The sequence below is a fragment of the Streptomyces lydicus genome (genome assembly GCF_000717345.1).
Lineage (GTDB): Bacteria > Actinomycetota > Actinomycetes > Streptomycetales > Streptomycetaceae > Streptomyces > Streptomyces lydicus.
The window spans coordinates 49729-62192 of the sequence record NZ_JNZA01000007.1 but is presented as its reverse complement, the minus strand read 5'-3'; the positions used below and the strand labels follow the sequence as shown (position 1 = coordinate 62192).

Genomic DNA, 12464 nt, shown 5'->3' with positions numbered 1-12464 from the left:
TCAGTTTCTGACCGGCCGCGCGTAGCTTTCTGTGCGTTCAGTTCGCACGCAATGACGCGTCCTCCGGGGGCGACCCCGGACCCCCGGAAGTGAGCTCCGACATGATCACCCTGGCCGAAGGGCTACGGCTCCCCACCAACGGGCTCGACTACACGATCCTGGCCCTCTACTTCATCGTCGTCCTCGGCATCGGATTCGCGGCCAAACGGAGCGTGCGGACGAGCCTGGACTTCTTCCTCTCCGGGCGGTCACTTCCCGCCTGGGTCACCGGCCTGGCCTTCGTCGCCGCCAACCTCGGCGCCACCGAGATCCTCGGCATGGCCGCCAACGGCGCGCAGTACGGGGCCTACACCGTCCACTGGTACTGGATCGGCGCCATCCCGGCGATGGTCTTCCTCGGCCTGGTGATGATGCCGTTCTACTACGGCTCCAAGGTCCGCTCGGTGCCGGAATTCCTGCTGCACCGCTTCGGCCCCTCCTCGCACCTGCTCTCCTCGATCATCTTCGCCGTCTCGTCCGTCCTGATCGCGGGCGTGAACCTCTACGCGATGGCGATCGTGCTGCAGGCGCTGCTCGGCTGGCCGCAGTGGGTGGCCATCGTCGTCGCCGGCTTCTTCGTGCTCGCGTACATCACCATCGGCGGCCTGACCTCGGCGATCTACAACGAGGTGCTCCAGTTCTTCGTCATCCTGGCCGCGCTGATCCCGCTGACCGTCGTCGGCCTCAAGCGCGTCGGCGGCTGGGACGGCCTCACCCACTCGCTGAATTCCTCGCACGGCGACGCGTTCCTGACCGCCTGGAAGGGCACCGGCATCGGTGAGGGCAACCCGCTCGGCGCGAACTGGCTCACCATCGTCCTCGGCCTCGGCTTCGTGATGAGCTTCGGCTACTGGACCACCAACTTCGCCGAGGTGCAGCGCGCGCTGTCCGCGAAGAACCTCTCCGCCGCCAAGCGCACCCCGCTGATCGCCGCCTTCCCCAAGATCTTCATACCCATGGTCGTCGTCGTGCCCGGCCTGATCGCGCTGGTCATGGAGCCGACGCTGGGCAAGTCCAAGGACGGCCTGCAGTACAACGACGCCATCCCGGTGCTGATGCGCGACCTGCTCCCCAACGGCGTCCTCGGCATCGCCGTGACCGGCCTGCTCGCCGCCTTCATGGCCGGTATGGCCGCCAACGTGTCGTCCTTCAACACGGTCTTCACCAACGACATATGGGCCGCGTACCTGAAGAAGGGCCGCGAGGACGCGTACTACCTGAAGACGGGCCGTGTGGTGACCGCGGTCGGCGTGCTGATCGGCATGGGCACCGCCTTCATCGCCTCGTCCTTCAGCAACATCATGAACTACCTGCAGACGCTCTTCTCCTTCTTCAACGTGCCCCTGTTCGTCGTCTTCATCATCGGCATGTTCTGGAAGCGGACCAGCGCCGCCGCCGGCTTCTGGGGCCTGCTGTCCGGCACCGCCGCCGCGATGGTCAACTACTTCTGGTTCTACAAGCAGGGCATCATCGCGATCCCCTCCGACCAGGGCGCCAACTTCGTCTCCTCGATCGTCGCGTTCGTCGTCGGCGCGCTGGTGATGGTCGTGGTCACCCTGGTCACCAAACCCCGGCCCGCCGAGTCGCTGGCCGGACTGGTCTACGGCACGAGGTCCCCCGGCATGGAGGAGCTGCCCGCCGAGGGCGACGACGCCTGGTACCGCAAGCCGGCCCTGCTGGGCTGGGGCGCGGTCGTCCTCGCCGCCGTCTGCTACATCCCGTTCTCCTTCTGACACCGGCCCCACACCAGCGGAGTTGACCCACCATGAGTGACCACCAGCACGAGGTCGAGGAGCTGGAGCGCGAATCGGCGACCGCCGCGCGGCTCTTCGACGTACGGCTCATCATCGGCGGCCTGTTCGTCGTCTACGGCGTGATCGTCACCATCGCCGGGCTGACGGCCGGCGACGCGGACCTCAAGAAGGCCCAGGACATCAACATCAACCTGTGGACCGGCCTGGGCATGCTCGCCCTCGGCCTGTTCTTCCTGGTCTGGCTGAAGCTGCGGCCGGCCGTCCCACCGACCGCCGCAGAACTGGCGGCCGCCGCCGAGAACGAGCCCGCGAAGGGCTGAACCGGGCGTCGCTCACCCGGATTGCCGCGGCGGGGCCGGATCCTCCGGTCCCGCCGCCGTCGTCCGCCCGGCCCGGCCGCTGCCCGCCCGGTCCAGCAGCCCGGTACGCGCCGCCAGGGCGGCGGCCTCCAGCCGCGAGCCCACCTCCAGCTTCATCAGCACCCGCTGGACATGCGTCCGCGCCGTACTCGGCGCGATGTCCATCCCGGCCGCGATCAGCCGGGTGTCCTCACCGTCCGCGACCCGCATCAGCACCTCGACCTCGCGCGGGGTGAGCAGCTCCAGCAGCCGCGCGCCCTCGTCGTCCGGCTGCGCCGCGGGGTGCAGCAGCTCCTCGAAAGCCTGCTGCAACAGCTGCGGCGAGACCGCCGACTCCCCCGCCCGCGCCTTCATCATGGCGCGCTCCACGCCCTCGATCCGCTCGTCGTTGCGGACGTACCCGGAGGCCCCGGCCGCGAAGGCGGCGGCGATCCCGCGCGGGCTGGGCACCGGCCCCAGCACCACCACCGCGACCTGCGGCCGCTCCTTCTTGATCCGCACGACCGGGTCGAAGGCACCCGGCTGGGCGGGCTGCGCGGTGCCCAGCAGGCACACCTCCGGCGCCCGGCTCACCACCAGGTCCGCGGCCCCGGCGCTCGGCGCGGCGGCCGCCAGCACACGGTGCCCGCGCAGCTTCAGCGCCGAGGCGAGCGCCTCCGCGAGCAAACGGTGATCGTCGACCACCATGAGCCGCACGCCCATCGAGCAACCCCCTCCACCCCGGCGGGCCCCCGCGCGGCCCCGGCCGGGCCACTCGTCCCCGGGAAGCTACACGCTCGACTGCCGGAGCGCGCCCCCTACCGGGGAGAAGACCCCCGGAATGCTGGAATCCCGCCCATTCGGGGCCGATTGGCGCCGTCGGCGTGGGGGCGCGGGGGGCATCGAGGAGGCCATGGCGCCCCGCCGGCCTGGGCAGACGGGTTACCCGGTCAGTGCCGCGTGCCAGAGTGGCCTGAGCAGGTGAGGTGAAAACAGGGAGGGGGCCCGCCACATGATGCGGTACTGGAAAGTCATCTGGCATCACGATTTCGAGGAAGAGCCGGTAACGCTCTTCAGTGAAATCGACGAAGAGGGCTACGAGACGCGCAAGGTCCAGGAGTATCGAGATCAGCGACTGCTGCGCACCGATGGAAGTGATGAGACCGCAGAAATTGGGCTGAGCGAAGGCCCGGTCGGAAAATTCGAAGACGTTGCGGCGCAGCCTGAATTCTCTGCATTCGCCCTCACGGAAGGCGACTTCGAAGCCGTATGGACAGCGGCAGGGGCAGCCCCGGAACCCTGCCCCCTTCCCGCCCTCACCTGCCACGCATCGGGAGACCAGGGGGACGCGGTTGGCCAGGCCGCGCCCCTCCAGGGTAGGTAGCAGGCTCCCGGTAAGAGATATCCGAGACGGCCGCCACCCTTTCCCCGAACATCCCCTTTACGACTCTTCCGCCAGCTCCAGCCAGCGCATTTCCAGTTCTTCCTTCTCCGCGGTGAGCTCTCGGAGTTGGGCGTCGAGGCCGGCTACCTTTTCGAAGTCGGTGGCGTTTTCGGCGATCTGGGCGTGGAGCTTGCTCTCCTTGTCGCCGAGCTTGTCCAACTGGCGCTCGATCTTCTGGAGTTCCTTCTGGGCGGCGCGGTTGACGGCGGCGGCCTTCTTGGGGGCCGTGGCCTGCGGGGCGGGGGACGGTGTGGCGGCCTCGATGACCTTCTGGCGGCGCTCCAGGTACTCGTCCAGGCCGCGGGGCAGCATCCGGAGCGTGGCGTCGCCGAGGAGGGCGTGGACGCGGTCGGTGGTGCGCTCGATGAAGTAGCGGTCGTGGCTGATGACGATGAGGGAGCCGGGCCAGCTGTCGAGGACGTCTTCCAGCTGGGTCAGGGTCTCGATGTCGAGGTCGTTCGTCGGCTCGTCGAGGAAGAGGACGTTGGGCTCGTCCATCAGGAGGCGGAGGATCTGGAGGCGGCGGCGTTCACCGCCGGAGAGGTCGCCGACCGGGGTCCACTGCTTCTCCTTGGTGAAGCCGAACTTCTCGCAGAGCTGGCCGGCGGTCATCTCGCGGCCCTTGCCCAGGTCGACCCGCTCGCGCACCTGCTGGACGGCCTCCAGCACCCGCAGCGTCGGGGGGAGTTCGCCGACCTCCTGGGAGAGGTAGGCCAGCTTGACGGTTTTGCCGACGACGATCTTGCCGCCGGCCGGCTGCGCGTCGCCCTGCGTCCGGGCCGCCTCGGCCAGCGCCCGCAGCAGCGAGGTCTTGCCGGCGCCGTTGACGCCGACCAGGCCGATCCGGTCGCCGGGGCCCAGCTGCCAGGTCAGGTGCTTGAGGAGGACCTTCGGCCCGGCCTGGACGCTGACGTCCTCCAGCTCGAAGACGGTCTTGCCGAGGCGGGAGCTGGCGAACTTCATCAGCTCGGCGTTGTCGCGGGGCGGCGGGACGTCCGCGATCAGTTCGTTGGCGGCCTCGATGCGGAAGCGGGGCTTGCTCGTACGGGCCGGGGCGCCGCGCCGCAGCCAGGCCAGCTCCTTGCGCATCAGATTCTGCCGCTTGGCCTCTTCGGTGGCGGCGATCCGCTCGCGCTCGGCGCGGGCGAAGACGTAGTCGCTGTAGCCGCCCTCGTACTCGTGGACATCGCCGCGCTGGACGTCCCACATGCGCGTGCAGACCTGGTCGAGGAACCAGCGGTCGTGGGTGACCACGACGAGGGCGGAGCGGCGGGCGCGCAGGTGGCGGGCGAGCCAGGAGATGCCCTCGACGTCGAGGTGGTTGGTGGGCTCGTCGAGGACGATCAGGTCCTGCTCGGCGATCAGCAGCTTGGCGAGCGCGATACGGCGCCGCTCGCCACCGGACAGCGGGCCGATGACGGTGTCCAGGCCCTTGTCGAAGCCCGGCATGTGCAGATCGCCGAAGAGGCCGGTCAGCACGTCGCGGATCTTGGCGTTGCCGGCCCACTCGTGGTCGGCGAGGTCGCCGATGACCTCGTGGCGGATGGTGGCGGCCGGGTCGAGGGAGTCGTGCTGGGTCAGCACCCCGAGCCGCAGGCCGCCGGAGTGGGTGACCCGGCCGTCGTCGGCGCTCTCCAGCTTGGCGAGGATCCGGATCAGGGTGGTCTTGCCGTCGCCGTTGCGCCCGACGACGCCGATCCGGTCCCCCTCGTTGACGCCGAGGGAGACACCGTCGAGCAGGGCACGGGTTCCGTAGACCTTGCCGACGGCTTCCAGATTGACGAGGTTGACGGCCATCTCACTCCTGCGCTTCGGGTCGATCGACCTTCCCAGCCTAGTCGGCGTGCGGAAGCCGCCGACCCGGAGCGGAGATCCCCACCGGGGCGGGCCGACACCTGGGTAGCCGGTGAGTAGCCGTACCGATGGCGGCGGCGTGCGGCGGGCATACCTTGTGCACCATGAACAACCACCAGGCACCGGCCGTGCTGCCGCCCCTCGACGGGCCCCGGCACGGGGTGGGCGCCGTCCTGGGCCGTCTCGTCCTCGGCCTGCTCCTGCTGGCGGGCGCCGGGCTCACCGCGGTGATCGTGCCGCTGTTCGTCATGGCCAGCGACAACTGCTTCGAGGGCGACGCACGCCCGATCTGCTCGACGGGCGGCCAGCAGACCGTTGCCTTCCTGCCCGTCGCCGCCGCCGTCACGGCCGCGGTGCTGACCGTCGTCGGCATGGGCAGCCGGCGCACGGCGGGTGTGGTCTGCCTGCTCGCCGCGCCGTGCGTGCTGGCCCTCGCCTGGCTGGTGTCGCTGGGCATCGCGGGCGCCTGAGGAGGCCGCCGGGCGTCGCGGGCGCCTGAGGGGCGCGGCCGCCCGTCCGCTAGCGTCGCGTCCATGACATCCGACACAGGTACGACAGTGGAGACGGTACGGGGGCTGGTCTACGGCCCGGGCGGCAAGCGGCTGGACGTGTACCGCCCGGCGGCGGCGCGGCTGGCCGGGACCGTACTGCTCTGGCACGGCATCGGCCCCGACGAGCGGGACATCCTCGAACCGCTGGCCCGGACGGCCGCGGCGCGGGGCCTGCTGGTGCTCGTACCGGACTGGGCCTCGGACGCCGCGGACCGCGGCCGGTCGCAGCTGCTGGAGTCGCTGGCGTTCGTCCGCGCGGGGGCGGCCGGGCTGGGCGGTGACGGGGAGTCGCTGGTGCTGGCCGGCTGGTCGGCCGGGGCGGGGGCGGCGCTGGGTGTCGCACTGCGGCCCGAGGTCACCGGAGGGTGGCGGCCCGCCGCGGTGGTCGGCGTCGCGGGCCGCTACGACCTGCCGGCGATCACCACCGGCGTGGGCCCGCTGGCCGACGTCGCCGACGGCCTGGACCCGGCCGTCCCGGTCCGCCTGGTGCACGGGAGCCGGGACACCGTGGTGGACCCCCGTTGCTCCCGCGAGCTGGCCGAGGCGCTGCGTGCCGCGGGCCGCCCGGTGACGCTCCAGGAGCCGGACACCGACCACGCCGGCGTGATCATGACGGCGTACGACCCGGCGTCGGACCGCTGCCTGCCGACGACCGCGGAACACGCGGTACGGGCGGGGCAGTTGGTGGCCGAGGTACTGGCGACGGCGGCCGGGAGCTAGGAAGCCCCCGTTCTTCCCGGGGCTCGGTGGAAAAGCCGGCTAGCGCACCACGCGGTGGTGGAGGTAGACGACTCGCGAGCTGAAGGTCCGGGTCTCGACGAGTTCGAGATCCACCCGGCGCTCGTGCCGGGGGAAGAACGGAGTGCCCCCGCCGACCAGCACCGGGTGGACCATGGCCCGGTACTCGTCGATCAGACCCGCCGCGGCCGCCTCGGCGGCGAGGGTCGCGCCGCCGATCGCGATCTCGCCCTCCCCCGGCTCGGCTCGCAACCGCTCGATCTCCTCCGCCGGACCGCCGGAGGCCAGGCGTGCATGGCCCTGCACCGCCGACAGCGTGGTGGAGAACACCACCTTCGGGAGCGGCTTCCAGAGCGCGGCCCATTCGAGCATGGCGGCGTCGAGCGAGGGATCCTGATCGGCGGTCTCCCAGTACAGCATCGTCTCGTACAGCCGTCGTCCCATCAGGTGGACGCCGACCCCGCGGATCTCGTCGATCCAGAAGCGGAAGACGTCTTCGTCCGGCGCCGTCCAGTCGAAGCCGCCGTCCGGTCCGACGATGTAGCCGTCCAGTGAGACGTTCATCGAATAGGTCACGCTGCGCATCGGAAGTCCTCCTCGGTGACGGGTTCGACAGTACGGCCGCCGGCCGCCGCACGGCCCGCCGCGGCTCGCGGGCTCGTGTGGACCGGGCCACCGGCCGGCTGCCTGCGCGGCGTGCGGCTCCCGGCCCCACGGGCGGTGGCCTCAACGGCGCCCACCCCCACCGGACGACCAGGTGTTGAGCCTCCGCACGCTCTCCTCCAGTTCCCGGCGCCTGGCGACCTGGTCCACGGGCGGCCGCCGCCCTCCTCCCGCCGTGTTGGCGTACGGGCGGACGACGTGGCCGCCCGCACCGCACAGCGGGAGCAGGCCGGGCGGCACCCGGTGCGCGCGGACGAGGCGGCGCGCCGGGGGCGCCGGTGACCAGGCGGTGGCGGAAAGGGCGCCGGTGCTGCTGGTCGCCCGGTGACCGCCCCGGCCGGGCACCAGCCGGTTCAGCAGCGGTTCGAGGAGCGTGCGGACCAGTTCGGTGGTGCGGTTCAACGGGGGGCCGCCTTGCGGAGCGCGTCGGCGAGCCGGCGGGCGGTGGCCGCGTTGCAGTTACCGAGGGCGACGAGCGGGACGCCGTAGGCGCCGGCGAAACCGGGCAGGTCGACACCGAGCGACGGCAGCGTGATGCCGTGGTCCTGGAGCGCGGTACGCAGCTCCGCGGCGCTGTCGTGCACGTCGTCGTGCGGGTCGCAGTGCGGTTCGCGGTGCGGTTCGCGGTGCGTTTTCGTGGGCGGTTCGCTGTGCATGTCTCGCATATCCCTTTGCACTTCCCTGTGCGCATTGTGACGAAGCACTCACAGCGTGACGTCACTCGGCGTAGCGTAAAAGAGGGTTGGGCGCCCGGTCGTGGTCCGGGTACACGCGGTGTGCCGTGGGGGAAATTGCGGGAGCCGCGCGGCCCGTCCCGCAACGACCGGGAATCAGCAACAGGTACGGCGGTGAACCGTGGCACGGCGCAAGGACATTGACGGCTCGGCCGGAGTCCCCACTTTCTACGGCAAGGAGCTGCGCTACCAGCGCGAGCTGGCCGGGCTCACGCTCCAGCAGCTGGTGGAGGGCAGCTTCTACGGCCCGAGCCACCTGAGCGAGATCGAACGCGGCGAGCGGCGGATGCCGGCGGAGCTGGCCGAGCACGTGGACCGGGTGTTGAAGACGGACGGCTTCTTCCAGCGGCGTTGTGAGGACGTGCGCAGGGCCAGGCGGAGTGGACATGCCGATTGGTTCGAGCACACCTTGGAGGCCGAGAAGCGCGCGGAGACGATCGAGGAGTGGTGTCCGACGCTCATTCCCGGATTATTGGAAACCGCCGCGTACACGCGGGCACTGGTACGAGCGACGCACCCACTGATGACTCCCGAAGAGGTGGAGGAGAAGGTGAGCGCCCGCATGGCGCGGGCCCAGCTGTTCGAGGACGATCACCGGACTCCTGAGTACTGGGTGATCCTCTCCGAATCAGTGCTGCGCTGCCCGCTCCTGCCTCCGGAAGAGATGGCCGATCAGCTCGGTCGCATTTCGGCGCTGACGAAACGCCACCGGATCATTCCACAGATTCTTCCGTGGAATTGTGGGCCGCATCCCCTCATGCTGGTGGGGTTGCTGCAGCTCATGACGTTCCCGGACGCTCCCCCGCTGGCGTACCTGGAGTCCGAGTACAGCGGCGACACCATCGACGATCCGGCTCTCGTGAAGACTTACCGCAAGGCATACGATCGGCTCAGGGCCGCCGCACTCGCTCCTGAGGCGTCCCTCACCATGATCGATGCGGCCGTAGAGGACTACCGAAATGGCAAACAGCGACGTTGACTTGAGCACCGCTGTGTGGCGCAAGAGCAGCTACACCAGCGGCGACGGCGGGAACTGCGTCGAGGTGGTCGACGGCCTCCCCCATATCGTTCCCGTTCGTGACTCCAAGGACCCGCACGGGCCGGCGCTCGTCTTTCCGGCAGCCGCCTGGTCGTCCTTCGTCACCGCTGTCAAGGACGCGGGCCTGCCCGGCGCTTGAGTCACCCGGGCCCTGCGCGTCAGGGGGCGGCTGCGGGAATACCCGCCCGCCCCCGCCGCGTTGTGGCCCCGAAGGGGGCGCAGGCACCCCTTACGGGATCCGTTCGCCCACTCCCTAAGGCCCGCCCCGCTAAAGGACCGTCGCCCCCTCCGCCGGCGAGTCCGCGACCCGTACCTGGCGGCAGGTGCCGGAGGCCAGCAGCGCCGCCGCCACCTCCCGGGCCGCCTCCGCGTTCTTGGCCAGGAAGGCGGTGGTCGGTCCCGAGCCGGAGACCAGGGCGGCCAGGGCGCCGGCGGCGGTGCCGGCCTCCAGTGTGGCGGTGAGCGTGGGGCGCAGCGAGAGGGCGGCGGGCTGGAGGTCGTTGGCGAGGACCGCGGCGAGGGCGGTGGCGTCGCCGCTCTCCAGGGCGGCCAGCAGCCGGGGGTCGGCCTCGGGGGCGGGGACGTCGGTCCCGGCGGTCAGGCGGTCGAACTCGCGGTAGACGGCCGGGGTGGACAGCCCGCCGTCGGCGACCGCGAAGACCCAGTGGAAGGCACCGCCGACGGTGAGCGGGGTCAGCAGTTCGCCGCGGCCCCGGCCCAGGGCCGCCCCACCGACCAGGCTGAACGGCACATCGCTGCCCAACTCGGCGCAGAGGGCGAGGAGTTCGTCGCGGGAGGCGCCGGTGGACCACAGGGCGTCGCAGGCCAGCAGCGCGCCGGCGGCGTCCGCGCTGCCGCCGGCCATGCCGCCGGCGACCGGGATGTCCTTGGTGATGTGGAGGTGCACCCGCGGCTCGATGCCGTGGCGGGCCGCGAGCAGTTCGGCGGCGCGGGCCGCCAGGTTCGTCCGGTCCAGCGGGATCTGGTCGACGTCGTGGCCCTCGGCGGTGACCCGCAGGGTGTCCGCGGGGGTGGCGGTGACCTCGTCGTAAAGGCCGACCGCGAGGAAGACGTTCGCCAGGTCGTGGAAGCCGTCCGGGCGGGCCGCGCCCACCGCCAGCTGCACATTGACCTTCGCGGGGACGCGTACCGTCACCGACTCCGTCACTTGCCCGCCTCCCGCATCTCCGCGATCCGTGCGAATTCCTCCACCGTCAGCGCCTCCCCGCGGGCCTGCGGCGAGATGCCCGCGGCGACCAGCGCGGCCTCCGCCGCGGCGGCCGAGCCGGCCCAGCCCGCCAGCGCGGCCCGCAGCGTCTTGCGGCGCTGGGCGAACGCGGCGTCGACGACGCCGAAGACCTCGGCGCGGGTGGCCGAGGTCTCGACCGGCTTGTCGCGGCGGACGAGGGAGACCAGGCCGGAGTCGACGTTGGGCGCCGGCCAGAAGACGTTGCGGCCGATGGCGCCGGCCCGCTTGACCTCCGCGTACCAGTTGGCCTTGACCGAGGGGACGCCGTAGACCTTGTTGCCGGGGCGGGCGGCCAGCCGGTCGGCGACCTCGGACTGGACCATGACCAGGGTGCGGTCGATGCTCGGGAAGGTGGCGAGCATGTGCAGCAGCACCGGCACCGCGACGTTGTAGGGGAGGTTGGCGACGAGCGCGGTCGGCTCGGGGCCGGGCAGCTCGGTGACGTGCATCGCGTCGCTGTGCACCAGCGCGAAGCGGTCGGCGCGCCCGGGCAGCCGGGCGGCGACGGTGCTCGGCAGCGCGGCGGCCAGCACGTCGTCGATCTCGACGGCGATGACCCGGTCCGCGGCCTCCAGCAGTCCCAGGGTCAGCGAGCCCAGGCCCGGTCCGATCTCGACGACCACGTCGTCGGGGCGGACCTCGGCGGTCCGCACGATCCGGCGGACGGTGTTGGCGTCGATGACGAAGTTCTGGCCGCGCTGTTTGGTGGGACGTACCCCCAGCGCGCCGGCCAGCTCGCGGATGTCGGCGGGCCCGAGGAGGGGGCCGGAGTCGTCGGTGCTGCTGTTGCTCACCCGTGAAGCTTACGGCCGCACACCGGCCAGGGAGTCGCCCCCCGGGTGATGTACAGCTTCTTGGCCCGGTAGGTCTGCTCCTCGGCGGGGGCGTCCTGCGGGCGGCCCCGGCCGCCGAGGGCCCGCCAGGTGGCGACATCGAACTGGTAGAGCCCGCCGTAGGTGCCCGAGGAGTCGACCGCGTCCGGGCGGCCGCCCGCCTCGCAGCGGGCCAGCGCGCCCCAGGCGAGGTGCTCGGCGCCGCGCACGGTGCGGGGCAGCACGCGGGTGCCGAGGTGCACGATCTGCGGGCGCGCGGCGCGCACGACCTCGGTGCGCAATCGTTTCGGCTTCTGCTTGACGCCGTTGACGGTGCGCAGCCGGTAGGTGACCCGCCGCACGCCGGGCCGTCCTTGCTGCACGACGGAGACGGTCCCGCGGGTCAGCGTGGGGTCGGGCCGGTGGACGGTGCGGAAGGGGACGGGCTCCTCGCGGACCTCTTTGGAGCCGGTGATGCGCAGTACGGAGACGGTCTGGCCCTCGCGCGGGAAGCTGTCCGGCGGCACCGAGGTGGTGTCCTGGTCGCGCAGCCCGAGGCCGGCCTCGGCGAGCGCCTGGCGGACGGTGGCGGCGTTGGTGCGGATGCGGTATTCGCGGCCGTCGGCGAGGAAGACCACCGAGCGTTCGGTGCGGACCGCCAGTTCCATGCCGTGCCGCTCGATCCGGCGGGAGCGGGAGGCCGACAGGTAGGCGCCCTCGGCACGGACGCCGAGCTGGCGGAGCGTCTCGGCGACGGTGCCGGCGGTGGTCCACACCGTGCGGCGGTGGCCGTCGATGGTGAGCACGACCGGTCGTCCGTGCCGTACGACGACCTCGTCGCCGCTGGTCAGCTCGGTGCCGGGGGCGGGCGCGACGATGTCGTGGGCCCCGATGCCGAGGTGCTCGTCGGCCAGCAGGTCGTCGACGTCGTGGGCGAAGGTGTGCAGGGTGCGCGGGGTGCCGTCGACGGTGAGCCGGACGGCCTTGTCGTGCGCGATGAAGGCGGTGGTGCCGCCGGCGAGGAAGGCGACGACCACGGCCCGGGGCAGCAGCCGGCGCAGCGCTTCGGGGTGTGCGGCGCGGCGCCTGCGACGGCTGCGCGCGGCGCGGTGGGTGCTTGGTGAATGGCTCACGGCGCGCTCCACATGCCCGGATGCGGTTGACGGGCGGAATGTAGCGGAGCGGGGATACCTCGCCAAAGTCACACCGATACGTAAAGTGGTCATTTCGGGGTACCTCGGATGGCCCC

The 12464-nt window shown here is 71.5% G+C and carries 15 protein-coding genes; 7 read left to right on the top strand and 8 right to left on the bottom strand.

Annotated elements, in window-relative coordinates:
• Nucleotides 1–101 precede the first annotated feature (101 nt).
• A complete protein-coding gene (locus tag OO62_RS07780) occupies nt 102–1772 on the top strand; it encodes a sodium:solute symporter family protein (RefSeq protein ID WP_033266637.1) in 1671 nt (556 codons plus the stop codon).
• A 32-nt stretch (nt 1773–1804) separates the two neighbouring features.
• On the top strand, nt 1805–2113 hold the full coding sequence (locus OO62_RS07775) for a hypothetical protein (RefSeq protein ID WP_033266514.1): 309 nt from the start codon (nt 1805–1807) through the stop codon (nt 2111–2113).
• Between the two features lie 12 nt (nt 2114–2125).
• On the opposite strand, the gene OO62_RS07770 is transcribed toward OO62_RS07775, so the two are convergent.
• The gene (locus OO62_RS07770) at nt 2126–2854 is read right to left on the bottom strand and encodes a response regulator transcription factor (RefSeq protein WP_033266513.1); all 729 of its coding nucleotides are present in this window, start codon (nt 2852–2854) and stop codon (nt 2126–2128) included.
• A gap of 289 nt (nt 2855–3143) precedes the next feature.
• On the opposite strand from OO62_RS07770, the gene OO62_RS40160 reads away from it, so the two are divergent.
• Nucleotides 3144–3515: a DUF6881 domain-containing protein gene (locus OO62_RS40160; RefSeq protein ID WP_063738986.1), complete on the top strand. Its 372-nt coding sequence runs from the start codon at nt 3144–3146 to the stop codon at nt 3513–3515.
• Between the two features lie 57 nt (nt 3516–3572).
• On the opposite strand, the gene OO62_RS07760 is transcribed toward OO62_RS40160, so the two are convergent.
• Nucleotides 3573–5372, bottom strand: coding sequence for an ABC-F family ATP-binding cassette domain-containing protein (locus tag OO62_RS07760; RefSeq protein WP_033266512.1), 1800 nt, complete (start codon nt 5370–5372; stop codon nt 3573–3575).
• A gap of 161 nt (nt 5373–5533) precedes the next feature.
• Here OO62_RS07760 and OO62_RS07755 point away from each other — a divergent pair, with 161 nt between their 5' ends.
• Both OO62_RS07755 and OO62_RS07750 read left to right on the top strand, forming a co-directional pair.
• Nucleotides 5534–5899 carry a hypothetical protein gene (locus tag OO62_RS07755; protein ID WP_033266511.1) on the top strand — a complete coding sequence of 122 codons (366 nt, stop codon included), beginning with the start codon at nt 5534–5536 and terminating at the stop codon, nt 5897–5899.
• 63 nt (nt 5900–5962) lie between these two features.
• Nucleotides 5963–6700 carry an alpha/beta hydrolase family protein gene (locus tag OO62_RS07750; RefSeq protein ID WP_033266510.1) on the top strand — a complete coding sequence of 246 codons (738 nt, stop codon included), beginning with the start codon at nt 5963–5965 and terminating at the stop codon, nt 6698–6700.
• Nucleotides 6701–6739: 39 nt separating this feature from the next.
• Here the strand turns inward: OO62_RS07750 and OO62_RS07745 are convergent, their stop codons facing one another.
• From OO62_RS07745 to OO62_RS07735, 3 genes are all read right to left on the bottom strand, one after another.
• Nucleotides 6740–7303 (bottom strand): dihydrofolate reductase family protein, encoded by a 564-nt coding sequence (locus OO62_RS07745; protein ID WP_033266509.1) that lies wholly within the window; start codon nt 7301–7303, stop codon nt 6740–6742.
• 141 nt (nt 7304–7444) lie between these two features.
• Nucleotides 7445–7783, bottom strand: a complete 339-nt coding sequence (locus tag OO62_RS07740) for a hypothetical protein (protein ID WP_033266508.1) — start codon at nt 7781–7783, stop codon at nt 7445–7447.
• A complete protein-coding gene (locus tag OO62_RS07735) occupies nt 7780–8037 on the bottom strand; it encodes a hypothetical protein (RefSeq protein ID WP_228332699.1) in 258 nt (85 codons plus the stop codon). The genes OO62_RS07740 and OO62_RS07735 overlap by 4 nt, the downstream gene beginning before the upstream one ends.
• Nucleotides 8038–8236: 199 nt before the next feature.
• Here OO62_RS07735 and OO62_RS07730 point away from each other — a divergent pair, with 199 nt between their 5' ends.
• Both OO62_RS07730 and OO62_RS07725 read left to right on the top strand, forming a co-directional pair.
• Nucleotides 8237–9094, top strand: coding sequence for a helix-turn-helix domain-containing protein (locus OO62_RS07730; RefSeq protein WP_033266507.1), 858 nt, complete (start codon nt 8237–8239; stop codon nt 9092–9094).
• Nucleotides 9075–9293 (top strand): DUF397 domain-containing protein, encoded by a 219-nt coding sequence (locus OO62_RS07725; protein WP_033266506.1) that lies wholly within the window; start codon nt 9075–9077, stop codon nt 9291–9293. Before OO62_RS07730 ends, OO62_RS07725 begins: the two co-directional genes overlap by 20 nt.
• Nucleotides 9294–9422: 129 nt before the next feature.
• Here the strand turns inward: OO62_RS07725 and OO62_RS07720 are convergent, their stop codons facing one another.
• From OO62_RS07720 to OO62_RS07710, 3 genes are read right to left on the bottom strand one after another with little or no spacing between them, the layout of a single operon-like run.
• The gene (locus OO62_RS07720; RefSeq protein ID WP_033266505.1) at nt 9423–10322 is read right to left on the bottom strand and encodes a 4-(cytidine 5'-diphospho)-2-C-methyl-D-erythritol kinase; all 900 of its coding nucleotides are present in this window, start codon (nt 10320–10322) and stop codon (nt 9423–9425) included.
• Nucleotides 10319–11197: a 16S rRNA (adenine(1518)-N(6)/adenine(1519)-N(6))-dimethyltransferase RsmA gene (rsmA, locus tag OO62_RS07715; RefSeq protein WP_033266504.1), complete on the bottom strand. Its 879-nt coding sequence runs from the start codon at nt 11195–11197 to the stop codon at nt 10319–10321. The genes OO62_RS07720 and rsmA overlap by 4 nt, the downstream gene beginning before the upstream one ends.
• Entirely contained in the window at nt 11194–12441 is a 1248-nt protein-coding gene (locus tag OO62_RS07710; protein ID WP_272868189.1) for a resuscitation-promoting factor, read from the bottom strand. The genes rsmA and OO62_RS07710 overlap by 4 nt, the downstream gene beginning before the upstream one ends.
• Nucleotides 12442–12464 lie beyond the last annotated feature (23 nt).